Genomic DNA, 23,504 nt, shown 5'->3' with positions numbered 1-23,504 from the left:
AACCCTGCTGCACCAGTTGCCTCACGGCCAGCACCAGACCGATGGCTCCGGCTGCCCATCCCAGACCACTGACAAAATGTACGGTGATCAGGGGGATGATCATGAAAAATCCGAGCCACATCAGCAGGTTGTCCAGCAAAAGCACACGTTGGGGCAGCGTCATGCTTTACCCTAACGCGGTTTGAGGGGAGGGGGAATAGCGGGATTGGCGTAGAGGTTGCCGAGAGCCGAGAGCCGAGAGCCGAGAGCCGAGAGCCGAGAGCCGAGAGCCGAGAGCCGAGAGCCGAGAGCCGAGAGCCGAGAGCCGAGAGCATCCTGCAATACGTGGCTGAACAGGTCAAGGGGATCTGTACTTCTCAGAGCTTTCGCCAAAGCTTTTTTTGCCCTCGGCCCTCGGCTGTTCTTTTCTGCTCTGGGCCCTCGGCTGGCAAGCCCCCCTGTCCAGAGACACACATCATCCTTAACTGCGGTAAAATACCTTTCGGTTGAATTTACAGGAGGCTGATCATGACTTACCGCACCGAATCCGACACCATGGGCCAGATCCAGGTGGAAAACTCCCGTTACTGGGGCGCACAAACCCAGCGTTCCATTCAAAACTTTCCCATCGGCGTGGACCGTTTCAAGTTTCCCCGTGCGATCATCCGTGCACTGGGCATCCTGAAAAAAGGGGCTGCTCAGGCCAACAAGGACCTCGGCGAGTTGCCTACCGACATTGCAGACCTGATCGTGCAGGCTGCCGATGAAGTGATTGCTGGCAAGCTGGACGAGCACTTCCCTCTGGTGGTGTTCCAGACCGGCTCGGGCACCCAGAGCAACATGAACAGCAACGAGGTGATCTCCAACCGCGCCATTGAGATTGCTGGCGGAGAACTGGGCAGCAAGAAGCCCGTGCACCCCAACGACCATGTGAACCGGGGCCAGAGCAGCAACGACACCTTCCCCACCGCCATGCACATCGCTGTGGTGCTGGAACTCAATGAGAAGCTGTTCCCCAAAGTGCAGAAACTGCGTGACACCCTTGCGCACAAAGCCGAGGAGTTTCAGGGCATCGTGAAAGTGGGACGCACCCACCTGCAAGACGCCACCCCCATCACTCTGGGTCAGGAAATTGGCGGATGGGTTGCCCAGCTGGATTACTGCATCTCTGAAGTGAAACACGCCCTGACCGGCCTGTACGATCTGGCCATCGGCGGAACCGCTGTGGGTACCGGCCTGAACGCCCACCCCCAGTTTGGTGATCTGGCTGCCAGTTACTTCTCCAAAGAGACCGGCTATCCTTTCCGCAGCGCTGAAAACAAATTTGCTGCCCTCAGTGCCCACGACGCTCTGGTGCAAACCAGTGCTGCCCTGCGTACCCTTGCAGGTGCCCTGATGAAGATGGCCAACGATGTGCGCTGGCTGGCCTCGGGTCCCAGAAACGGCATCGGTGAAATCAGCATCCCCGAGAACGAGCCCGGATCCAGCATCATGCCCGGCAAGGTGAACCCCACCCAGTCCGAAGCCATGACCATGGTGTGCGTGCAGGTGTTCGGCAACGATGCTGCGGTGGCTTTTGCAGGTTCTCAGGGCAACTTCCAGTTGAACGTGTTCAAACCCGTGATGGTGCACAACGTGCTGGAAAGCATCCAATTGATCGGTGATGCTTGCGTGGCCTTCAACGACAACTGCGCCGAGGGCATCCAGCCCAACCTGCCCAAAATCGAGCACAACCTGTCCATCAACCTGATGCAAGTGACGGCTTTAAACCGCCACATCGGTTATGACAAGGCCGCTGCCATTGCCAAGAAAGCCCACAAAGAAGGTACCACCATGAAAGAAGCCGCTCTGGCTCTGGGTTACGTGACCGAAGAAGAGTTTGCGAAGTGGGTCATCCCCATGGACATGACCCATCCCAGCGTCTGATCCAGACCTGATTTCCAGAGAAAAACCCCTGCTGATGCCAGCAGGGGTTTTCTTTCAAATGCTTCAACTCAAAAGACTTTGGCTCAAAAGACTTTATTTGTCTTTGTCGTCAGGCTTGCCTTTGTCATCGTCTTTGGGGCCTTTGCCTTTTCCAGAGCCGTCTCCGCTGTCATCGTCGGAGTCGTCATCAGCGTCTTTGCCTTTGCCGGGGTTGCCTTTGTCATCGGGTTTGCCGGTGACTTTGTCTTCGTGTTTGGCTTTGTTGACTGCAGCAGTGATGGGCAGGGCTTTGCCGTCCACCAGCACTTTGACCTGTCCGGGTTTGCTCAGGTCACTTGCAAGGTCATAGCTGGTGGCCACACCTTCAGCGTTGGTCAGAACCACTTTCTTGGCAGTGGCAAGGTCACCGGTGGGGTTCAGGGTGCCGTCCGGGTTCAGGGTGGCGACCACCGTTCCGGCTTCATCCACAAAGGTGATGGTCAGTCCCTGCAAAGCGGCAACGGCCACAATGGCTGTGGGAAGGACAAGAGTGGTGGGGGTGGTGTCTTCTGCAAGTGCGGCACTGCCCATGAACAGAAGGGCAGCAACAATGATGGTTTTCTTCATGGTTACCTCCTGAGATGATGGCAGTGTATAAATTGAAGCTGATCGGGTTATGACTGAAAACTGACCCTTTTCTGATTTCACTTTTTCTTTATTTTCTGTAAATGCTTTTAGGAAAAAGCAAATTTATTTATGAAAGAACTGTCAGGACCAAAAACCCCTTGTTTTCCTCATTACCGCCTGTTCCAGAACCTGAGAAACTTTTGAAGTTTTTCAAGCGTAATTGAAGACATGATGAATCTTCTCTCTATTGTTTTCGGTGTCATCGCGGCCATTGGTTTGCTGGTGGGCCTGATTCCTTTTCTGGGATGGGTCAACTGGTTCATCACCCTGCCTCTGGGCATCATCGGTCTGATTCTGGGTGCCATCAGCAGCAGTACTGCTGGGCGCAGCCTGAACATTGTGATCCTGATTCTGGCGGCCCTGAGGCTTTTTCTGGGTGGAGGCATCCTCTGAACCCCACACCAGTGCTTTCCCGGTAAAATCCAGCGCTCTGCTGGATTTTTTGCCTGCCCTCCTCCTCTTGATGTGTGGCCTTTTCTCAGGCAAAATGGAATCACGAAAACCTTTTCATGACCCATCACCCGGAGGCAGACATGGCTTTTTCCGTTCCAAGAAAGCACTTCCTACTCGCTGGAACCCTGTTGCTCGGGGTTGCCTTTGCCCAGCAAAACCCCTTGTTGCTGGCAGGATTTGAGAACCAGAGTCCCGGTTTTGCCACATGGCAGGATGGCACCGGCCAGATCAACCTGAGCACCCCTCAGGAAAATGTGGGACAAACCACAGAAAACCGCATCCTGCAAGCCACCGTGAATGTGAAGCAATGGGGCGGTTTCACCCATGATTTTGCCCTTGGGGAAAGCAAAGGCAGCGTGGACCTGAGCCCTTACTCGGGCATCCGTTTCTGGTTCAAAGGGATGGGGAACGGCAAAACCATCCAGTTTGAACTCCTCGACAACCGGGGTCGCGACCAGAGCGCAGACACCGCAGAGCGCTTCTTTTACCGTTTTGTAGACAACAGCACCGAATGGAAGCAAATCGAGGTTCCTTTTGCAGAATTGCAACGTCGCAGCGATTTTCAGCCTGCAGGAGCCCCTTCGGACGGCTTGACCCTGAAAGAAGTGTGGGGATATGCCCTGAACCTGCCTCAGGGGGAGGCCACCTACAAGTTTGATCTTTTTGAGGCATATCTTGCAAACGCTGTCACCAGCCAAGCCGAACCTGCCCAGCTTTCCTTTCAGACCCCAGAGGTCAAAGTCAACGAAGGGCAAACCGCTGTCTTCGAGGTCTTGCTGAATGCCCCTCAGGCAGACCCCATCTCCGTGGAATACGAAACCACCGATGGAAACGCCACCGCCAAGGACTTCGTGTACACCACCGGAACCCTGACCTTTCAACCCGGCGAAGTGCGCAAAACCATCGAGGTGCCCACCTACAGCAACAACAAGTACACCGGAAACCGCTCGGTGAATCTGGAATTGTACCCCCCTCAAAACGCCACCCTGACCAGCACAGTCAGCAAACTGATCATTCAGGATGATGAATCTGCAAGCCTTGCTCTGGGAGACGACTTCGAAACCAGTGCCGGGAACCTCAACTTCGGACAGAACCTGACCGCATCCACCATTGATGTGAAACAGGGAGCCAACTTCAGCAGGCCCGAGCAGGACACTGTGGAAGGCATCTGGCAACTGAAACTCTCTGGAGGCAAAGACCAGAGTGCCACCCGCAACCTGCGCCCGGTTCAGGACTGGAATGGGGCACAGAAAATCACCTTCTGGTATTACGGAGAAGGCTCTGGAAAAGACGTGCAGGTGAAGTTGCTGGACGCTCCGACTTTGCAGCCCTCAGACCAGTGGAAAGTGACTTGGTCTGAAGAATTCAACAACCCTGCAGGCTGGCAGCCCTCCGAAGACACCTGGAACTTCGCCGTGATCGGGACCGGAAACGGCAACAGCGAATTGCAGTATTACATCGACAAACCCGAGACCGTCAGCACCGACGGTCAGGGCAACCTGCGCATCCGTGCCGACAAGGCCCTTCCCGGCCTCAAATGCTGGTATGGCGAGTGCAAATACACCTCTGCCCGCATCTCCACGCAAAACAAATACGAAGTGACTTACGGCCGCATCGAAGCCCGCATGAAAATTCCGGCTGGACAGGGCTTCTGGCCTGCTTTCTGGATGCTCGGGAGCAACATCGGCACGGCAGGATGGCCCGGAGGCGGGGAAATCGACATCATGGAGGCCATCGGCAAAGAACCCAACAGCATTCACGGTTCTTTGCACGGTCCCGGTTACTACTTCCGTGAAGGCACCCAGTTCACCAAAGCCGTGACCATCAATGAACCGGTCGCCAACGCATACCACACCTACGCCATTGAAAAACGACCCGGCGAAATCGTGTTTTTCTTTGACGGCAAGGAATACCAGAAAGTCACCTCAAAAGACATCCCGGCAGGCACCACCTGGGTGATGGATCAGCCATTCTTCATCATCCTGAACCTTGCCGTGGGCGGTGCATGGCCCGGCAGTCCGAATGAGGACACCCCCTTCCCCTCCGACCTGCTGGTGGATTACGTGCGGGTGTACCAACCCACCCAATCCCAACACCAGTTGACCGCCACCTTCAAAGAAGACTTCTCGGGCTGGAAGAAAATTGAGTTGCCGGTCAGTCTGTTCTCTGGAGATGCTGGCTTCATGTGGAACGGCCTGCAACGCTTCCAGATCCAGTTTGCGGATGGCGAAAGTGGGGTCCGGTATGTGGATGGGTTGAGGGTGGAGAGGTAAGCTTCACTCGGCAGAAGGCAGAAGGCAGAAGGCACGGTGGATCATTTGACCAGACTTTTCAAGCTTCGCCTTTTGCCGAGAGCCGAGAGCCGAGAGCCGAGAGCCGAGAGCCGAGAGCCGAGAGCCGAGAGCCGAGAGCATCGTGCTGTGCGTCCAGAAAATCGTCAAGGGGATCTGTAGGGGCGCAGCGTGCTGCGCCCTATATTGCTTTAGCCAGAGCTTTCTTTGGCCTTCTGCTTTCTGCCAATGGCGAGGCGTGCCGTCTTGTGCAAAACGAGGGACCAGCGTGTGGTCCCTCTGCCCGCTCGCCCCTACATTGCCCTCGGCCCTCGGCTCTGGGCCCTCGGCAAATTACCTTCCCCGCAAAAACTGCTGCAACCAGTGATAAGACGCTTTCGGTGTGCGCTTCAGGGTTTCAAAATCCACATGGACCAGTCCGAACCTCTGGGTGTACCCCTCGGCCCACTCGAAGTTGTCCAGCAAAGACCAGCAAAAATACCCCCTCACATCCACACCTTTGTCCAGAGCTTTGAGCAGGGCTTCGAGGTGCAGCTCAAGGTATTCAATGCGCTTGGAATCGTCAATTTTGCCTGCTGCATCTGGCAGATCTGGGTAGGAACAGCCATTCTCGGTGATGTGGATGGGAGGCAGTTTTTCGGCGTACCGTTCTTTGAGGTCCAGCAAGAGTTGGGTGAGGCCCTCGGGCACAATCGGCCAGCCGAAACCGGTTTTGGGACGGTCTGGCATGGGCACCATTTCGAGGCCCAGAGGGGCTTTGCTGTTGGCCCTCACATGATCTGGAGCGTAATAATTGACCCCGAGAAAATCAATGGGAGCAGACATCACCGAGAGGTCTTCCGTGCGAATAAAGGATTCTGCCTGCTCGCCCATCAGGGCAACCAGAGATTTGGGATACTGTCCGCGCAAGAGGGGGTCCAGAAACAGCCCGTTGTGGAATTCATCCATCAGGGTTGCTGCTTGAATGTCCTCATCGCGGTCGGTGGCCGGTATCGCTGGAGCAAGGCTGTGCGTGATGCCGATGGGACTCTGGCTGATCTCCCGGATCGCCTGCACCGCCAAACCATGCCCGAGCATCTGGTGGTGGGCCACCGGCATGGCCTGCAAGCCGTAAGCTTTGCCCGGAGCGTGTTGACCCAGAGCATACCCGAGGGTCAGGACCACAAAAGGTTCATTCAGGGTGATCCAGCTTTTGATGCGGTCCTGAAAAGCGTCAGCAAGCAGGTGGGCATATTCCGCAAAACGGTAAGCGGTGTCCCGGTTCATCCATCCGCCCTGATCTTCCAGAGCCTGAGGCAAATCCCAGTGAAACAGCGTGGCGTAAGGATCAATGTGCTGTTCCAGCAAACCATCCAGCAAACGGTCATAGAAAGCGATCCCTTTGGGATTGACCCGGCCTTTCCCCTCGGGCTGGATGCGGGGCCACGCGATGGAAAAGCGGTAAGCATTCACCCCGAGTTCTTTCATCAGACGGATGTCCTCTGGAAAGCGGTAGTAATGGTCGCAGGCCCGGTCTCCGTTGCTGCCGTCTTTGATTTTGCCGGGCGTGTGGGTGAACAGGTCCCAGACGCTGGCCCCGCGCCCATCCTGCTGCACGGCACCCTCAATCTGGTATGCAGCGGTGGCGGTGCCCCAGACGAAATGTTTTGGGAAATCTGACATGTGGACCTCCTGTGGGTTGAGCATAGGGCCGAGAGCCCAGAGCTGAGGGCTAGAGAAGCTTCACCAAAGCCTTTTTTTGTTGTCAGTCCACAGTATAACGTTGAAAGTGAGTGACAGAAGAACCTGCTCTGGGAGGCACAAACACCAAACCAAGAGGGCGCAGCACGCTGCGCCCCTACATCTGCCTTCCGCCTAAGCTGTTTTTGCCCTCGGCTCTCGGCATATACCCTTCTGCCTTCTGATGCCCTAACTGCTCTGCCTCAACTTCTTGATCCCATTCCCAATCGCAATGAACACCCACACCAGACCGGCCAGCACGAACACCAGCACATAATCGATCACTGGAATGCGGAACACCTCGTTGAGCTTGTCCCATCCTCTGCCGTTGTAAACGTATGCCATCCAGCCCAGAAACAGGCCAGCAACAATCCAGCGGGTCAGTTTGCTCCAGCCCAGACCGTGCATCTGGGTGATGATGAAAATCCCGAGGAATCCGAAACCAAACATCGGCCACATGCCGTTGGTGTTGGAGAGGGCCACGATGGTTCCGTGCACCACCACCATCAATTCTTGCGCCACGGTCCAGTATTTGTTGACGTGGATGCGGGTCAGAAACAGGCTTCCCTGCAACATCAGCATCAGGGTGTAAAAGGTGCCGAGCAGGTGTCCGGTGGTGGTTTCCATCGGGTGGTACCAGAAGGTGTAAATGATGGCCCACGCGAAGAAATAACCGTGGTATTTGCGCACTGCGTCCACGATGCTGGTTTTGATGGGCACCTTCTTGCCGAAAAACAGGCCCCGGCGTTTGTTCTCCATCAGGAGCACCATCACCAGCAGCACAATCACCGAGCCCTGAGAACTGAAGATGCTGACATCCTGCGCCAGACCGTCATAAAACAGATGGGTTTGCAGGAGGTGCAGCAGCACAAACACCGCGTTGATGCCCAGAGCCCAGATGTTCACTGGATGCAGGCCGGTGGTGTACTTTTTGACTCGGGTTTGCGCGTAGTAAATCAGGTACCAGATGGCGAACTGGTGCACCAGATAAAGGGCCCATGCGCTGAATTGGGTCCAGAAGGTGGGGTTGGGCAGTTGCCACCAGTACCAGGCTGCGCCTGTGTCTGGCAGAAAAGTCTGCCGGATGGGTTCCAAACGGGAATCCAGTGCCCACACCAGCAAGGTGAACAGCGCACTGAACGCAATGCCTCCCCAGAGCGCGCGCAAATCCATGCGCTCGGGTTTCTGCTGATTGAGGGGTCGGGCCTGTTGCATGTTCTCACAGTAGGGAAAAAACCGTTTTGGACATGTAGTGTGGGCCACAGGATGGGAAAAGGGAGGGGACATTTGCCCCACCCCTCAGACTTGCATTTGCAGTTGATTTAAAGCATTTGACAACGGAGAAAGAGGTTGTCTCTCTAAAAAGGGTTTTTGAAAGAGAAGGATTCAAATGAAATCCTCCTCTTTCACGGATCAACGCAGTGGTTTAGCGTCTGCCCTTCTTGCGCACCTTCTGACCGGGCACCGTGGGCTGTTTGAAATCCTTGCCCGAGAGCTTGGCTTCCAGTTGCCGGATCTGGTCACGCAATGAAGCAGCCTTTTCGAAGTCGAGGTCTTCGGAAGCCTGCCACATGTCCAGTTCCAGATCGGTGATCTGGGCCAGAATGGTGTCCCGGTCCATGGTTTCGGGGAGGTCTTTTTTGAGCTCGGGTTCTTCTTCTCCGCGGATCACATCGCGCACTTCTTTTTTGATGGTCTCGGGGGTGATGCCGTGCTCCTCGTTGTATTTGAGCTGCTTTTCCCGGCGGCGCTCGGTTTCCTTCATGGCGTAATCCATGGCGGGGGTGACCACATCGCCGTACAGCACCACTTCGCCGTTCACGTTGCGGGCTGCACGTCCGATGGTCTGGATCAGGCTGCGCTCGGAGCGCAAAAAGCCGGGTTTGTCTGCGTCCAGAATCGCCACCAGAGACACCTCTGGAAGGTCAAGGCCCTCACGCAGCAGGTTGATGCCGACCAGCACATCGTAGTGCCCGAGTCGCAAATCCCGGATGATCACCTGACGCTCGACGGTGTCGATGTCGGAGTGCATGTATCTGGCCCGCACCCCTTTTTCCAGCAGGTACTCCGTCAGGTCTTCGGCCATGCGTTTGGTGAGGGTGGTGACCAGCACCCTTTCCTGCTTGGCTGCACGTTCGCGGACCCGGCCCAGCAGGTCCTCGACCTGCCCCTGAATCGGGCGCAGGGTGACTTGCGGATCGATCAATCCTGTAGGGCGGATGATCTGCTCTGCGATGTTGCCAGAGACTTCACGCTCGTAAGCGCCGGGTGTGGCACTGACGAAAACCACCTGTCCGGTCTTCTCTAAAAATTCCTCGTACTTGAGAGGGCGGTTGTCGAGGGCACTCGGGAGGCGAAAACCGAAATCCACGAGGGTCTGTTTGCGGCTGCGGTCCCCGTTGCTCATGCCGCCAATCTGGGACACCGTGACGTGCGACTCATCAATGAAGGTGATGAAGTTGTCTGGAAAGTAATCCAGCATGGTGTAGGGAGTCGCTCCAGATTCCCGACCATCCATGTGTCTGGAATAGTTCTCGATGCCCGAGCAGTACCCCAGCACTTTCAGCATCTCCAAGTCGTAAAGGGTGCGCTCTTTGAGCCTCTGGGCTTCCAAGAGTTTCCCCACGCTCTTGAAGTATTCAAGACGCTGCTCGAGTTCTTCCTGAATGGTCACAATGGCCCGTTCCACGTTTCCAGCACTGGACACATAGTGCTTGGCTGGATAAATCACGCTGGAGGGCAACTCTGCCGCAATGTTTCCAGTGAGGGGATCGTACATGACGATGCGGTCCACCTCATCGCCCCAGAGTTCCACGCGCATGGGGGCTTCATCGTAAGAGGGCCAGATTTCGATGACATCCCCTTTGGCACGGAAACGACCGGGTTGCAGTTCGATGTCGTTTCTTTCGTACTGCAATTCCAAAAGGCGGTCAATCACCTCATCCCGGCCCATTTTCTCCCCGACCTTGATGATCAGGTTCATTTTGCGGTACTCCTCGGGATCCCCGAGGCCGTAAATCGCAGACACCGAAGCCACCACAATGGTGTCTGGACGGGTGAGCAAACTGCGGGTGGTGCTGTGCCTCAAGCGCTCCAGTTCCTGGTTGACCGCAGCATCCTTCTCGATGAACAGGTCCTTGCCGGGAACGTAAGCCTCGGGCTGGTAATAATCGTAGTAACTCACGAAAAACTCTACGGCTGCATCTGGAAAGAACGCCCTGAACTCACTTGCCAACTGGGCAGTCAGGATCTTGTTGGGGGCCATGATCAGGGCCGGTCTCTGGGTGGCCTCAATCACCCGGGCAACCGAGAAAGTTTTTCCCGTTCCAGTCGCGCCCAACAGGGTCTGGAACCTGAGACCATCGTCCAGTCCTTCCACGAGGCTCTGAATGGCGGTCGGCTGGTCTCCTCTGGGTGTGAATTCTGATTTCACCTTGAGCATAACCTTTATTTTACGCCATAAACTTAATTGGAGTGTGGGCGATATGGCTTAATTGGGCAGAAGGCAGAAGGCAGAAGGCAGAAGGCACCTTGGAGGATGCGGCAATGAGTGTCAAGAAGGTGGTTTGTATTTGTTGCCCTTTTACCGAAAGCTTGATGCTGTGCGTCCAGAAAAGGGTCAAAGTAGGGGCGAGGCGTGCCTCGCCCTAAGATGCGTTAGCCAAAGCGTTCAGGGCGAGGCACGCCTCGCCCCTACATTTGCCTTCGGCCCTCTCATTCCTCGTCAATCTTCACCAGATTTTCAATGCGTTCCGCAGCAGCAGGAAGCCCGAGTCCCTTCAAAGCAGCAGCACATTTGCCGATGGCTCTGGTGTCAATTTCACCTTTGTTCCATGCAGCGATCAGGACGGCGCATTGTTGCAGGGCTTCTGCAACCTGCTCCTTGTGAAACATGGCGGCAAGGTTGCCGGGGGCTTGCGGTTTGGTGGTCTGGGCTTCGGCCTGGGTGCCCAGCAGCACCTGCATGAAGATTTCGTCGTATTTGGCGCGAAGCTCGGGGGAAACCTGTTTGCTCATGGGGAACATTATAGGGGCCGAGAGCCGAGAGCCGAGAGCCGAGAGCATCATTGGCTACGTATCAGAAATCTTCAAGGAGATCTGTAGGGGCGAGGCGTGCCTCGCCCCTACATTCCCCTTGACCCTTTTCTGGACGCACAGCCCTATGCCCTCGGCTCTCGGCATATACCCTTCTGCCTTCTTCTTGCCCCTTAAAGCATGCCTTCTGCCTTCTGCCTTTTAGCCCTCGACTCTCGGCCCTTGGCCCTCGGCGGAGCGAAGCTCCATCCCACACGTCCGAATCCCCACCAAAATAAACCCAATCCAACAATTTTGTATGCGCTTGCATTTTTTTCATTGACCTTCTATGCTTGATGCAATCGTTTACATCAGAGTTTGATCGGTGCCGCAAGTCACCTATCATGGGGTTAACATGACCAGCAAACCTCAATCCAGACCCAACATCCGTGCTGTCGCCAGCCGTGCAGGCGTGTCCACAGCCACCGTCTCCCGGGCCATCAACACCCCAGAGCGGCTGGACCCCGACACCCTCAGGCGCGTTCTGGATGTGGTTCAGGAACTCGGGTATGTGCCCAATTTGACCGGACGCAGTCTGGTGATGGGGCGCACCCATGCGGTGGGTGTGGTGGTGCCCAATGTGGGATGGCCGCTCTTTGCTTCCTTTGCCAGAGGCATCGAGATGGAACTGAACGCCTCAACCCTGATGCCGGTGATCGTTTCGACAGATGATCTGGCAGAAAGGGAAATTGACGCTTCCAGAGCCCTTGTGGAGCGTTCGGTGGATGGCCTCATCATCATTTCTTCCAACCTGGAGGCCGGAGCACTGGAGCGTCTGGCACCCGGAATGCTGAGGGTGCACATCAACCCCCAGATGGACGGGCACCAGCATCAGATTCGCATGGACGACGAGACAGGGGGGTATGTTGCCGCAGACCACCTCCTGAGAACCGGACACCGCCGCATTGCCCATGTGTCGGGAGAATTTCGCTCTGGACGGGACCGCAAGCGTGGATTTTTGAAGCGCATGCAGGAAGAAGGACTGGAACCTTTCGGGATTTACGCTGGTGATTTCACTGTTGAAGCAGGTGAAAGGGCTGTAGAGCAATTTCTGGAACAGGGTTTGCCTGACGCCATTTTCGCTGCCAGTGACCTGATGGCCGCCGGGGCTTGCCGTGCCCTGAGGCGTGCAGGTTTAAGCGTGCCAGATGCCGTTTCGGTGATTGGTTTCGATGACAATCCTCTGGCTGCGTTGCTGGACCCTCCCCTCACCACCATCAAGCAACTGGACATTGAACTGGGCAAAAGGGCCGGGAAAATGTTTCTGGAGTTGATGGAAGGCGAAAAGCCCGAAAACCAGATCATCGTCCCAGAGCTGATTGAGCGGGCCTCTGTGCGAAACCGTGTCCGCAAGTGAAGGTGTCCCTTTAAACTGCCGATTCAAGGAATGGAAAGGATGAGAACCATGCCACAAACCGGAGATTCACGCTCTCCCCCGTGCTGTACGTTGTGATTTGATCCCTGAAATTTGAGCCCTGACGTTCAAAAAGCCGCATGACGCGCTTTTTCTGGAGGAACATCCTATGAAGAATGTAAACGTTTACAAGAAAGCTGCCCGCTTCGTCCTGACCGCCGCCCTGCTCACCGCCTCTCTGGCACAGGCCGAAAGCGTGTTCCGCATTGCCCGTGACGCAGCCAGCCTTGCCAGTGTCAACCTGAACCCCTTTGCAGGGGGCAGCCAGAGGCTCTACCCCACCGTTTCTGCCATTTACGAAAGCCTCTTTTACGTGAACTCCCTCACCGGAGATGTCACCGAAGTGCTGGGAACCGACCACAAGTGGGACAAGAGCAACAAGAAACTCACCATCACCGTGCGTCAGGGGGTCAAATGGAGCGACGGCACCCCTTTCACCGCCAAAGATGTGGAATTCACTTTCGATTACCTGAAACAGAACCCTGCGATTGACGGCTCTGCCCTCTGGAAAAACGGTCTGACCGATGTGAAAGCCTCTGGAAACACCGTCACCTTCACCTTCAAAGAGAAAAACATTCCGGTCTTTGTGTACATCGCCCACCAGCCCATCGTGCCCCAGCACATCTGGAGCAAAATCAAAGACCCCACCACCGAAACCAACACCAAACCTGTGGCCACCGGACCGTTCCTGTTCCAGAGCGCCAACAACCAGAGCATCAAAGTGGTCAAAAACAAAGACTACTGGATGAAAGGCTACCCCAAAATCGATGCCATCCAGTGGGAAGTGGTGGGTGGAGCAGACGCCATCCTGCTGAAACTGCTGCGCGGAGATGCCGACTACTCCTACGCCAACATCCCCGACATCAAAAACGTGTACGTCAGCAAAAACCCCGAAACCAACAAATTCTACTGGCCGGTCACCGGGGGCAACTACCTGTACTTCAACACCGCCAAAGCCCCTTTCAGTGACCCCAACTTCAGAAAAGCCATTGCCAGCGCCATCAACACCGACGAAGTGGCCCTCAAAGCCTACTCGGGACTGGTCAAAGCTGCCGATCCCTCGGGCATCATTCCCACCCAGCAAAGCAAATGGCTGTCCAAAGAGGTCAAGGCCAAAGGCATCCAGTTTGATGTCAACAAAGCCAAGGATTACCTGAAAAAGGGCGGCTACAAAGTGGTGAACGGCAAGCTGCAAGGCAAAGACGGCAAAGCCCTCCCCACCTTCAAAATTCTGGTGGGTGCAGGCTGGACCGACTTCATCACCATGGCACAGGTGATCGGCAGCAACCTGAAACAGATCGGCATTGACACCACCATTGACCAGCAGACCTGGGGCAGTTACTCGGGCGGCCTGCAAACCGGCACCTACGACATGGGCATCTCTTGGGGATGGGGCGGCGGCGAAACCCCCTACAACCTGTACTTCCAGAGCTTTGCCCCTGAATTCAGCGCCAAGGTGGGCGAAACCGCTCCTTCCAACCTGACCCGCTACACCAAGGCCAACATCACTTCTGCCCTCAAGCGCTTCCAGCAGAACAGCGATCCTGCCGTGCAGAAGAAAGCCATCGACACCATCGCCAACCAGTTTGTCACCGATGTGCCCTTCTTCCCCCTGACCGACCGGGTGAACTTCTCGACGTACAACAGCAAGAACTTCAAAGGCTTCCCCACCGACCAGAACCCCTACTACGACGGCGGAGCCGACGATCAGGTGGGCGCACGTTTGCTGTTCTTGAATCTGGAAGAGAAATAAGATCCCCCTCGCTCCTCGCGTTGCTTGAAGCTGTCCCCCTTCATGAAGGGGGACAGTGCCAGCGCAGCGAGCACAGGGGGATCCAAGAGGTATCCCATGAAATTCTTCATCCGCCGCCTGACTTTTTTTCTGCTGACCCTGTGGGCTGCCCTGACCTTGAATTTCTTCCTGCCCAGACTGGTGCCCGGCAACCCCATCGGGGCGATGCTGGCACAGGCACAGGGCAGGTTGAATCCAGAGGCCGTTCACGCCCTGAAACTGGCGTATGGGTTCAGCGACCATCCAGAGCCGCTTTATGTGCAGTATTTCCAGTACCTCGGGAAATTGCTGCATGGGGATTTTGGCCGTTCGATCAGCCAGTTTCCCATGAATGTCAGTGATGTGATTGCTGGATCAGCCCCGTGGACCATTGGTCTGGTGGGGATTTCCACGGTCATTTCTTTTGTGCTGGGCAGTTTGATTGGCCTGTGGACCGCATGGAAACGGGGAAACAAACTGGCCGACCTGATGGTTCCTTTGGGGCTGTTTTTGAACAGCATGCCCTACTTCTGGTTTGCCCTGATCTGCCTTTACGTGTTCGCTTACCTGCTGGACTGGTTTCCCCTCAGTGGAGGGTACGAGAGCAGCACCTCCCCGCAAGACGGCTGGCCTTATTACCAGAGCGTCATCAAGCACGGCTTTTTGCCAGCCTTCACCATTGTGGTGACGGGGATTGGGGGATGGCTGGTGACCATGCGCAACAATGCCGTTTCCGTGCTGAACGAGGATTACGTGACTTTTGCTGAAGCCAAGGGCCTGACCCCTTCACGCATCAAAAACCAGTACGTGGCCCGCAACGCCATTTTGCCCAGCCTGACCGGATTCGGAATGGCTCTGGGGTTCGTGGTGGGGGGGTCCATCGTCACAGAAATTGTGTTTTCTTATCCGGGCATCGGACGGCTGTTGTATCAGGCCGTAACTGCGCTGGATTATCCCTTGATGCAGGGCATTTTTCTGTTCATCACCGCTGCCGTTTTGATTGCCAACCTGCTGGTGGAAATCGGTTATGTGTTTCTGGATCCCAGAGTGAGGGGAGGGAAATAAATGGGTCTCCTGAAAGCTTTGTGGTCTGAACCCCGTGCCCGAATTGGCCTGATTGTGTTTTTGCTGATGGCCCTGATTGGGCTTCTCGCTCCGGTCTTGACCCAGCACAGCCCTGTGGAAATGTCTTTCCAGCCGTGGCTCAAACCGGGCGGTGCACACCCGATGGGCACCACCGGGCTCGGGCAGGACGTGTACACGCAGTTTCTGTACGGCACCCGTTTGTCCCTGACGCTGGCTCTGGTGACCGGGTTTCTGGTGGCCCTCATCAGCACGGTGGTCGGTCTGACCGCAGCTTTTTATGGCGGTCTGGCCGATGAAATCATCAGCTTTTTCACCAACGTGGTGCTGGTTTTGCCTGCCCTGCCCCTGATCATCGTGATTGCCGCCTACATCAAAGTGGGGGGCTTCTGGCCGGTGGTGCTGGTGGTTTCCCTGACCGGATGGGCGTGGGGCGCTCGGGTCTTGCGTGCACAGGCCCTGACCTTGCGCGAACGGGATTTTGTGCATGCTGCGATTGCCTCTGGCGAAACCCCGGCCAGAGTGATCCTGACCCACCTGATCCCCAACATGAGTGGTCTGATCGCTGCCAACTTTTTTGGGGCTGCGGTGTACGCCATTTTGACCGCCACAGGGCTGGAATTCCTCGGGCTGGGGGATGTCTCCCTGATCAGTTGGGGCACCATGCTGTACTGGGCAGGCAGCGAGCAGGCCATGCTGCACGATGCATGGCTGAGGATTGCTGCGCCGGGTCTGGGAATTGCCCTGCTCGGGACGGCTTTTGCCCTGCTGAACTTCGGCATCGATTCGATTTCCAATCCGCGCCTCAGGCTGCAAGCCCCGGTGCGCAAGAAGCCACGTCCGGTTCAACCCGAGCCTCTGCGTGCCCAGAAAAATCTGGTGAGCGCCCAGAACGTGACCGTGCAGTACGACACCTCCAGAGGGGCCGTAACGGCTGTAACACAGGCCAATCTGGACATCAAAGCCGGAGAATTCATCGGACTGGCCGGAGAATCTGGCTGTGGGAAGTCCACGCTGGCTTTTGCCATGACCCGTCTTTTGCGTGCTCCCGGTTTTGTGTCCGAGGGGGCGGTGTATCTGGACCAGAAGAACCTGCTGGATCTGGATGAAGACGCCCTCCGCAAAGTGCGCTGGAAAGATTTCTCGCTGGTCTTTCAGGCTTCCATGAACGTGCTGAACCCAGTGCTGACCGTGCGTGAGCAGATTTATGATGCCCTGAAAGCCCACGGCATGACCGACACTGGAGCTTTGCAGAAACGGGCTCTGGAACTGTTCGAGATCATCAACATCCGGCCCCAGTTTCTGGACAGTTATCCGCACCAGTTGTCCGGTGGGATGCGCCAGAGGGTGGTGATCGCCATTGCACTGGCTTTGCAGCCCAAAGTGATCGTGATGGACGAACCGACCACCGCTCTGGATGTGGTGGTGCAGCGCTCCTTGCTGCAAGAGATTGCTGAGCTGCGCCAGAAAATGGACATCTCCATCATTTTCATCACCCACGATTTGTCTCTCTTGGTCGAGATGTCCGACCGCATTGTGATCATGTACGCCGGACAGGTGGTGGAAGAAGCCAGAGCCTCTGACATCTACAGCAAACCCCGCCATCCTTACACCCGTCTGCTGATGTCCACCTTCCCACCGATCTCTGGGCCGAAAGAGCGCAGACACGGCATTCCTGGCAGACCTCCGGTGCTGACCGCCAGTTCCAGAGGATGCCCCTTTGCAGACCGCTGCCCGAGTGTGATTCCCGGCGTGTGCACCGAAACCAACCCCAACCTGCTGGAAGTGCAGAAAGGCCACAAGGTCGCCTGCCATCTGGAAGTCCCCAACCTGAGCGGGGTGAAAGCATGAATGCGCTGGAACTGCACCACCTCAGCAAAGTCTTTGATTCAGGCTCCAAAAAAGTCCATGCCGTCAGCGATGTGAACCTGAACCTCCGCAAAAAAGAAGTGATTGCTCTGGTCGGCGAGTCCGGCTCTGGAAAATCCACCATTGCCAGACTGATCACCCGGCTGCACGCCCCCACTTCGGGTCAACTCACCATCGATGGGCAGGCCATCAGTCAGCGGCCCTCTGGAAAAGAACTCAAACACCTGCGCCAGAGGGTGCAGATGATCTTTCAGGACCCGTTTGGCAGCATCAATCCCCTGCACAGCATCGGATTCACAGTGGGCCGTCCGATGGAAATCCACGGTCTGGCCAGAGGCAAAGCCCGTGACCAGCGGGTGGCAGAGCTTCTGGACCGCGTGGGCCTGAACCCCGGTCATGAAGTGGCCCGCAAGCTGCCCCACGAACTCTCAGGAGGGCAGAGACAACGGGTGGGGATTGCCCGTGCTCTGGCTGCCAATCCTTCCATCCTCTTGGCCGATGAGCCCACCTCCATGCTGGACGTGTCTATTCGGCTGGACATCATGAATTTGCTGCTGGATTTGCGCGATCAGGAAGGGCTGTCGATCCTGTTCATCACGCACGATCTGGCCGGAGCCCGTTACATGAGTGACCGCGTGGCGGTGATGTATGCCGGGCACATCGTGGAGGTGGGACCCACCGATCAGGTGATCAACCATCCTGCACACCCTTATACCCTGCTCTTGCGTTCTGCTGCACCCAAACCCGAAGAAAGCCTGCGCCCAGAGAAAATCGATTCCAGAGGGGACATTCCCAGTCTGGCTGCCCTGCCACAAGGTTGCCCTTTCGCACCACGTTGCCCTTTCGCCACCCCGGAGTGCACATCTGCCCTGCCCGCCTTTCAGAAGGTCGGAACCGAACACGAAGTGCGCTGCATCCATCCTCAAACCTCCAAGGAGTTGACCCATGCTTGACCTCAACGTTTTCCCCTCCACCTTCAAATGGGGCACCGCCACCGCCGCCTACCAGATCGAAGGGGCCGCCCACGAAGATGGCCGCGGCATCTCCATCTGGGATGTCTTTGCTTACACCCCCGGCAATGTGAAACGGGGTGACTCGGGCGATGTGGCCTGTGACCACTACCACCGCTACCCCGAGGACCTTAAACTCATGCGCGAACTGGGCATGAACAGTTACCGCCTGTCTCTGGCGTGGCCTCGCATTCTTCCCAGAGGACGCGGTGAGGTGAACCTCAAAGGGCTGGACTTTTATGACCGCCTGATCGACGAAGTGCTCAAAAACGGCATCGACCCTTTCGTGACCCTGTACCACTGGGATTTGCCTCAGGCCCTGCAACAACTGGGCGGATGGGCCAACCGGGACACCGTTTCAGCATTCGAGGAATACACAAGCGTGGTGGTGGGCCTCCTCGGGGACCGGGTGAAAAACTGGATCACCCACAATGAGCCGTGGTGCGCAGCCTTCCTCGGGCACGGGGCAGGGGTGCACGCTCCGGGGTTGAAAGACGTGGGTGTGTCCATGCAAGTCGCCCACCACCTGTTGCTGTCCCACGGAAAAGCCGTGCAGATCATCAAGAACCACAATCCAGAGCACAAGGTGGGCATCACCCTGATTCTGGGTCCCAGCCATGCTGCCAGCGACAGCCCTGAAGATCAGGCCGCAGCAGCCCGCCATGACGCTTTCCTGAACACCATTTACCTCGATCCACTTTATGGCAAAGGCTATCCGAAAGTGCTGTTTGACCACATTCCCGATCTTGCCCCAACAGTGCAAGACGGCGACATGGAAACCATCGCCACGCCCACGGATTTCCTCGGGGTCAACTATTACCAACGGAGCATCCTGAAGCACAGTGAGGAAGGCCCATTCAACTTTGAAGGCGTGCGTCCTCCGGGACCAGAGTTCACCTTCTTTGACTGGGAGGTTTATCCTCAGGGGCTTCACGAGGTGCTGACCCGCGTGCATCAGGATTATGCCCCCAAGGAAATCTTCATCACCGAAAACGGAGCCACCTTCGAAGACACCCTGACCGAAGACGGGCAGGTGCACGACGAGCAGCGCCGCTTCTACATCGAGCGCCACCTGAAAGCCGTGCAGGATGCCATTCAAGAAGGGGTTCCCGTGCAGGGCTACTTCGCATGGAGCTTCCTCGACAACTTCGAATGGGCCGAGGGCTACGAGAAACGCTTTGGTCTGGTCTACGTGGATTACCCCACCCAGAACCGTTATGTCAAAGACTCGGGCAAGTGGTACAGCCAGACCGTGAAAAAAGCACTCGGGCTGGTTGAGGTGTAAAACCTCTGGCTGACCTGGGTTGGTCTTGAAAGCGAGGCTCATCAAGCCTCGCTTTTCACATGGGTTGAAATGGCCATAAACCATGCCCGGAAGGAAACGGAATGTTTCCTTCCGGGTACAGGAGTGTGCCTGATTGAACTTTACATTCTGAAATTCTGAAATCGTCAATGCGATTGAAAATAACCCAGATTCATGTTTCTGATCTTCCCTTGTTGCAGGACAGGTTCTCCTGTCCCAGTGATGTTTGGGGCAAAAGTGCAAGCCTCCAGAGCATCCAGAGGTTGCATGTGCTGATCAGTGGACCTGTCCATCCAGTCCAGACCAAAAACCGTCAGTTGGGGGTCGAATTGCTGGGCTTTGTGGACCAAAATCAAATGGGCAGTCCAGCGTGCCATGGCTTGGGTGCTGTTCATGTCAGACATTTCTGGCGTTTCAGGAGATGCAACTTCAAACGCATAAACATTTGAAGTGACGCACAGGCTCTGGAAATCAAAAGCTGTTTTTTGCAACTCCAATTGCACGGGTTTCCACTGGTTTTCCAGTTGGTTTCCTTGTTGCATCAATGTTTTGAGATCTGTTTCATTGACCTTCCTGTTCCTCTGGATGGTTTTCAAACCCTTCAAATGCATGTCCAGAGCAGGAGCCAAAACCGCCACAGACAACATGCTCACAGGCTTTTGCAAGGGATCGAATTTGATGGAACTTTCCACAATTCTGATGCTGGCCTCTGGATACAGGCCTTCAATCAGGGAGGTCAAAGAGCGATACTCAGGTTGTAGGGTCACATCGACCCGGTGTTGGTTCGTGTCGAAAAATTGCAAAATGGGTGGGTTGTCAAATCCTGCTTTGGCATTCCAGAGGCCATACTGCACACTGCAGAACACCGTGATTCCAGCCAAACCCAGCAAAGGAATCAACACCTGTGGACGCGATTTCAACATTTCAACCTCCAAAATTCGTTCATGCAGGGCCACTTTCAAAAAATCCAGACTGCTGCTGAGGGCATACTTGAAAGCCGCAAATCGCCCACCTTCTTTCAAGATGTCCTGATAACTTTCCTGATAAACCAGCCACATTTCATGGCCATATTTCTTTTGAAAGGAGATGGGAAACCACCGCAAGGCCCATTTCATTCGCATGACCTCCGCCTCTACAGGTCGTCCCTTGAAGTGGGTGCCCCCACTTCACAGTTGTTGAACACATTCAGAGGCTCTCCTTCAACGTTGGCCACAGCAGATAAAGGCACCTCTCCCTGAAGGAAAAACACGCCTTGAGGTTGGGTGTGTTGAGGTCCTTTTTGGAACATTGCCCCTTGAAGATAGGTTTTGCCGAAATCTTCTTGCCACCCGTTGCGGCGTGGGTCCTGAGCAGGCAGTTTGAAGGTTTTGAAGTGTGAGGTCACACAGAAACTGCGGATGTCAAACTGGGAAAAATTCATTTCAGTCGAGATGGCTCGCGTTTTGTGAGCAAAGGCCTTTCCTGCAGCAGAGTTGAGCTGCTTTTTTGCGTACTCGTTCCACGCTGTAGGCGCACGGTATGCAGGCTGGGGATCCACCAGAGCATCCAGAGACGGAACCAATGCCACCACCGACAGCAATCTGGCCTCACCGCGCAAGGCTCCAAAATTGACGTTCCTTTCCAAAATGCGCACTTCTGCATCTGGGTACTGCTGCATGATGGCTGCTTTCAGGTCTGCATACTTGACCTCTGAGGTCACATCCTTTTTCTCGTCTCGGGCATTGAAATAAGCGAGAGGTCCTTCATTGAATTGACCTGCCTGCACATTCCAGAGTCCATACTGCACACTGGAAAACACCGTGACCCCAGCCAGAGCCAGCAAAGACAACAAAACATGTGGACGCGATTTCAGCATTTGGACCTCCGTAAGTTGTTCATGCAAAGCCACTTTTAAAAAATCAAAACCGCTGCTGAAGGCATATTGAAAAGCCGCGAAACGCCCCTTTTCTTGCAAGATGTCCTGATACGCTTCCTGATACACCCGCCACATTTCATGGCCATACCGTTGCCTGAACGAGGGAGGAAACATCTTGAACAGCAAGTCTTCACGGTTCACAAACCCATGCCCCTCTGGCGTTGCTGACCCAGACGCACCGTTTCCTCAAGGTGTTTCAATTCGTCTTGCACCATGGTTCTTCCAGAGTCCGTCAGGCGGTAGTACCTGCGGCGTTCTTCGCCGGGTTTCTCCTGTTCGGTTTCTTCGATGAGTTTCTGGGAGAGCATTTTTTTGAGGTTGGTGTACAGGGTGGCTGGCCCGAGTTTCAGGCGTTTGTGCGTATCTTGTTCCACGGCTTTCATGATGGCATAACCGTGTTTTTCTCCATCCAGCAAAGAGAAAAGAATGTAAAATTGGGCACTCAGCACAACAACCCCCATATGACTGACATGGATATATCATGATCGGATATAATCAAAAAGTCAACAGTATGCCATTTCATGCTTGTAAAACCCACACCAGAGGGGGTGAAATGAGGCATGCACTTTCTCAGAGAACGGGCCTTAACCCCCGAACAACTGGCCCTTGCCAGCGATTTGCAACACACCATCAACCAGCAAAGGGGACTTGACCTGAAATTGGGACTCGATTACGAACCTTTTGTGACCCATGAAACCCCCTGGCACCGCCACCACCTGATCGTGGAAGGCACACAATTGATCGCTTATGGCAGCATCCTCGGGGCGTACCACATGCCCGAGCTCAACCTGATGGTGCACCCAGACCACCGCAGGCAGGGTCTGGCCACCCGACTGTTGCGCCAGATGGTGCAGGAATGTCAGGTCAGGGGGGTCAAGAAAGTGCTGGGCATCTGCGAAAACGCCTCAGCAGAAGGGCAGCTTTTTTTGCAGAAGTGGAACACCACCCTCGATTTTGCAGAACACCGCATGGTCCGGTCTCTGGGCGACCTGCAAAGACCAGAGTGGCCACAGGGCGTCACCATCTGCATGGCCACCCCTGAGGACGCCGAAAGCATCGCAGAAGGGGCTTTACAAGATTTTCAGTTTGCTCTGGACGTGCAGGACCTGAGGCGCGAACTGGAAGCCGAACCCGAGCCCCACAAGGTGCTGAAAATCAGGGGCAAGACCGTGGCCAACTTGCGGGTTTTTCCAGCATCCACACGGGCCGGGATTTATGCTTTTCGGGTGCATCCGGCACACCGCCGTCAGGGTCTGGGCGAACTGCTGATGTTGCAGGTCATGCACGACCTGCAAGAGGAGGGCTACCAGCAGGTCTGGCTGGAGGTCAATTCCCAGAATCCTCCAGCCATTCGGCTGTACCAGAAACTCGGGTTTGAAACCACCGTGACTTATGGGTATCACTTGCTCTGAAGGACCTCCAGCACCGCCTTTTCACTCAGGTAGACAAAGGCTTTCCAGCCTGCTTCCTGAGCGGCTTCCACGTTCTTGGGCTGATCGTCCCAGAAGTAAATCTCCCCGTCTGGAAGCTTTTCACGGACTTTCTGAAAATACTCTGGCTCGGGTTTTTTGGCCCCCAGATGGGAGGAAGCAAACATCCCCACAAAATGGTCCTTGAACCGTTCCCAGAGGTAAGCAGCCCTATGCTTTTCCTGATTGGTCGCCAGATGGCAGGTGTACCCAGAGGCGTTCAGGTGCTGAACCACCTGCAGAAGGTCCTCGTTCAAGACGAAATCCTCGTGGAACCACTCTTGCAGGAAGTCATCCACAGTGCCGGGATAACCCCACATGGGAAGCTCTGGGGCCAGAGCCTCCCGGATGTCGATTTCCCCGCGCAAACACTGGTGAAAAATGCCTGAAAAAAACCGTTGAATCAAAGCCTCGGGCAGACCGTACTTTTCTGCGACGTGGGCAGAAAACAGCCTGGGAGGGGCTTTGAGCAAAACGCCATCAATGTCAAAAAGCAGGTGGGTCATGGGGTTCATGTTATCCAATGGAGGGTTTCAAAAGTGCAGGATCAATCTCAGAGCAA

19 protein-coding genes are annotated in these 23,504 nt (G+C 55.5%); 10 read left to right on the top strand and 9 right to left on the bottom strand.

What is annotated here, in order from left to right:
* Positions 1–507 precede the first annotated feature (507 nt).
* The gene (gene fumC / locus Q371_RS17800; protein WP_034342828.1) at positions 508–1,905 is read left to right on the top strand and encodes a class II fumarate hydratase; all 1,398 of its coding nucleotides are present in this window, start codon (positions 508–510) and stop codon (positions 1,903–1,905) included.
* Between the two features lie 93 nt (positions 1,906–1,998).
* On the opposite strand, the gene Q371_RS17795 is transcribed toward fumC, so the two are convergent.
* Positions 1,999–2,511, bottom strand: coding sequence for a hypothetical protein (locus tag Q371_RS17795; protein WP_051964728.1), 513 nt, complete (start codon positions 2,509–2,511; stop codon positions 1,999–2,001).
* Between the two features lie 228 nt (positions 2,512–2,739).
* Here Q371_RS17795 and Q371_RS17790 point away from each other — a divergent pair, with 228 nt between their 5' ends.
* Together Q371_RS17790 and Q371_RS25960 are read left to right on the top strand one after the other, a co-directional pair.
* A complete protein-coding gene (locus tag Q371_RS17790; protein WP_034342826.1) occupies positions 2,740–2,964 on the top strand; it encodes a hypothetical protein in 225 nt (74 codons plus the stop codon).
* Positions 2,965–3,104: 140 nt separating this feature from the next.
* A complete protein-coding gene (locus Q371_RS25960; protein WP_169743881.1) occupies positions 3,105–5,297 on the top strand; it encodes a CIA30 family protein in 2,193 nt (730 codons plus the stop codon).
* Positions 5,298–5,648: 351 nt separating this feature from the next.
* Here the strand turns inward: Q371_RS25960 and Q371_RS17780 are convergent, their stop codons facing one another.
* From Q371_RS17780 to Q371_RS17765, 4 genes are all read right to left on the bottom strand, one after another.
* The gene (locus Q371_RS17780; RefSeq protein WP_034342823.1) at positions 5,649–6,977 is read right to left on the bottom strand and encodes a GH1 family beta-glucosidase; all 1,329 of its coding nucleotides are present in this window, start codon (positions 6,975–6,977) and stop codon (positions 5,649–5,651) included.
* A 246-nt stretch (positions 6,978–7,223) separates the two neighbouring features.
* Complete coding sequence (locus Q371_RS17775) at positions 7,224–8,249, bottom strand: hypothetical protein (protein WP_051964724.1); 1,026 nt, start codon at positions 8,247–8,249, stop codon at positions 7,224–7,226.
* Positions 8,250–8,460: 211 nt separating this feature from the next.
* Positions 8,461–10,476, bottom strand: coding sequence for an excinuclease ABC subunit UvrB (uvrB, locus tag Q371_RS17770; protein WP_034342820.1), 2,016 nt, complete (start codon positions 10,474–10,476; stop codon positions 8,461–8,463).
* 272 nt (positions 10,477–10,748) lie between these two features.
* Positions 10,749–11,051: a hypothetical protein gene (locus Q371_RS17765; protein ID WP_034342817.1), complete on the bottom strand. Its 303-nt coding sequence runs from the start codon at positions 11,049–11,051 to the stop codon at positions 10,749–10,751.
* A 412-nt stretch (positions 11,052–11,463) separates the two neighbouring features.
* Here Q371_RS17765 and Q371_RS17760 point away from each other — a divergent pair, with 412 nt between their 5' ends.
* From Q371_RS17760 to Q371_RS17735, 6 genes are all read left to right on the top strand, one after another.
* Complete coding sequence (locus tag Q371_RS17760) at positions 11,464–12,465, top strand: LacI family DNA-binding transcriptional regulator (protein WP_051964720.1); 1,002 nt, start codon at positions 11,464–11,466, stop codon at positions 12,463–12,465.
* Between the two features lie 166 nt (positions 12,466–12,631).
* On the top strand, positions 12,632–14,275 hold the full coding sequence (locus tag Q371_RS17755; RefSeq protein ID WP_034342815.1) for an ABC transporter substrate-binding protein: 1,644 nt from the start codon (positions 12,632–12,634) through the stop codon (positions 14,273–14,275).
* Between the two features lie 96 nt (positions 14,276–14,371).
* On the top strand, positions 14,372–15,358 hold the full coding sequence (locus Q371_RS17750; RefSeq protein ID WP_034342811.1) for an ABC transporter permease: 987 nt from the start codon (positions 14,372–14,374) through the stop codon (positions 15,356–15,358).
* The gene (locus tag Q371_RS17745; protein WP_034342809.1) at positions 15,359–17,227 is read left to right on the top strand and encodes a dipeptide/oligopeptide/nickel ABC transporter permease/ATP-binding protein; all 1,869 of its coding nucleotides are present in this window, start codon (positions 15,359–15,361) and stop codon (positions 17,225–17,227) included.
* Complete coding sequence (locus Q371_RS17740; protein ID WP_034342806.1) at positions 17,224–18,198, top strand: ABC transporter ATP-binding protein; 975 nt, start codon at positions 17,224–17,226, stop codon at positions 18,196–18,198. Before Q371_RS17745 ends, Q371_RS17740 begins: the two co-directional genes overlap by 4 nt.
* Complete coding sequence (locus tag Q371_RS17735; RefSeq protein ID WP_034342803.1) at positions 18,191–19,540, top strand: GH1 family beta-glucosidase; 1,350 nt, start codon at positions 18,191–18,193, stop codon at positions 19,538–19,540. The genes Q371_RS17740 and Q371_RS17735 overlap by 8 nt, the downstream gene beginning before the upstream one ends.
* 164 nt (positions 19,541–19,704) lie before the next feature.
* Here the strand turns inward: Q371_RS17735 and Q371_RS17730 are convergent, their stop codons facing one another.
* The 3 genes from Q371_RS17730 to Q371_RS17720 are packed head-to-tail and all read right to left on the bottom strand — an operon-like array spanning position 19,705 to position 21,922.
* A complete protein-coding gene (locus Q371_RS17730; protein WP_157442788.1) occupies positions 19,705–20,679 on the bottom strand; it encodes a hypothetical protein in 975 nt (324 codons plus the stop codon).
* Positions 20,680–20,690: 11 nt separating this feature from the next.
* The gene (locus tag Q371_RS17725; protein ID WP_034342797.1) at positions 20,691–21,614 is read right to left on the bottom strand and encodes a hypothetical protein; all 924 of its coding nucleotides are present in this window, start codon (positions 21,612–21,614) and stop codon (positions 20,691–20,693) included.
* Positions 21,611–21,922: a PadR family transcriptional regulator gene (locus tag Q371_RS17720; RefSeq protein WP_211253861.1), complete on the bottom strand. Its 312-nt coding sequence runs from the start codon at positions 21,920–21,922 to the stop codon at positions 21,611–21,613. Before Q371_RS17720 ends, Q371_RS17725 begins: the two co-directional genes overlap by 4 nt.
* Before the next feature lie 111 nt (positions 21,923–22,033).
* Here Q371_RS17720 and Q371_RS17715 point away from each other — a divergent pair, with 111 nt between their 5' ends.
* Positions 22,034–22,885 carry a GNAT family N-acetyltransferase gene (locus tag Q371_RS17715; protein ID WP_034342792.1) on the top strand — a complete coding sequence of 284 codons (852 nt, stop codon included), beginning with the start codon at positions 22,034–22,036 and terminating at the stop codon, positions 22,883–22,885.
* Here the strand turns inward: Q371_RS17715 and Q371_RS25955 are convergent.
* On the bottom strand, positions 22,873–23,448 hold the full coding sequence (locus Q371_RS25955) for an HAD-IA family hydrolase (protein WP_051964718.1): 576 nt from the start codon (positions 23,446–23,448) through the stop codon (positions 22,873–22,875). The two genes, Q371_RS17715 and Q371_RS25955, sit on opposite strands and share 13 nt — an antisense overlap.
* Positions 23,449–23,504 lie beyond the last annotated feature (56 nt).

This window comes from Deinococcus misasensis DSM 22328 (assembly GCF_000745915.1).
In the GTDB taxonomy this organism is placed as follows: domain Bacteria; phylum Deinococcota; class Deinococci; order Deinococcales; family Deinococcaceae; genus Deinococcus_C; species Deinococcus_C misasensis.
Note: the sequence above shows the minus strand (reverse complement) of the source record. Positions and strands in the feature narration are given on the sequence as shown.

Bases quoted from the DNA above. Each gene is read 5' to 3' on its own strand.
- Q371_RS17740 (WP_034342806.1), top strand. From the start codon at position 17,224: ATGAATGCGCTGGAACTGCACCACCTCAGCAAAGTCTTTGATTCAGGC.
- fumC (WP_034342828.1), top strand. From the start codon at position 508: ATGACTTACCGCACCGAATCCGACACCATGGGCCAGATCCAGGTGGAA.
- Q371_RS17755 (WP_034342815.1), top strand. From the start codon at position 12,632: ATGAAGAATGTAAACGTTTACAAGAAAGCTGCCCGCTTCGTCCTGACC.
- Q371_RS17795 (WP_051964728.1), bottom strand. From the start codon at position 2,511: ATGAAGAAAACCATCATTGTTGCTGCCCTTCTGTTCATGGGCAGTGCC.
- Q371_RS17775 (WP_051964724.1), bottom strand. From the start codon at position 8,249: ATGCAACAGGCCCGACCCCTCAATCAGCAGAAACCCGAGCGCATGGAT.
- Q371_RS17735 (WP_034342803.1), top strand. From the start codon at position 18,191: ATGCTTGACCTCAACGTTTTCCCCTCCACCTTCAAATGGGGCACCGCC.
- Q371_RS17790 (WP_034342826.1), top strand. From the start codon at position 2,740: ATGATGAATCTTCTCTCTATTGTTTTCGGTGTCATCGCGGCCATTGGT.
- Q371_RS25955 (WP_051964718.1), bottom strand. From the start codon at position 23,448: ATGACCCACCTGCTTTTTGACATTGATGGCGTTTTGCTCAAAGCCCCT.
- Q371_RS17730 (WP_157442788.1), bottom strand. From the start codon at position 20,679: ATGCGAATGAAATGGGCCTTGCGGTGGTTTCCCATCTCCTTTCAAAAG.
- Q371_RS17760 (WP_051964720.1), top strand. From the start codon at position 11,464: ATGACCAGCAAACCTCAATCCAGACCCAACATCCGTGCTGTCGCCAGC.
- Q371_RS17780 (WP_034342823.1), bottom strand. From the start codon at position 6,977: ATGTCAGATTTCCCAAAACATTTCGTCTGGGGCACCGCCACCGCTGCA.
- Q371_RS17745 (WP_034342809.1), top strand. From the start codon at position 15,359: ATGGGTCTCCTGAAAGCTTTGTGGTCTGAACCCCGTGCCCGAATTGGC.
- Q371_RS17750 (WP_034342811.1), top strand. From the start codon at position 14,372: ATGAAATTCTTCATCCGCCGCCTGACTTTTTTTCTGCTGACCCTGTGG.
- Q371_RS17765 (WP_034342817.1), bottom strand. From the start codon at position 11,051: ATGAGCAAACAGGTTTCCCCCGAGCTTCGCGCCAAATACGACGAAATC.
- Q371_RS17715 (WP_034342792.1), top strand. From the start codon at position 22,034: ATGCACTTTCTCAGAGAACGGGCCTTAACCCCCGAACAACTGGCCCTT.
- uvrB (WP_034342820.1), bottom strand. From the start codon at position 10,476: ATGCTCAAGGTGAAATCAGAATTCACACCCAGAGGAGACCAGCCGACC.
- Q371_RS25960 (WP_169743881.1), top strand. From the start codon at position 3,105: ATGGCTTTTTCCGTTCCAAGAAAGCACTTCCTACTCGCTGGAACCCTG.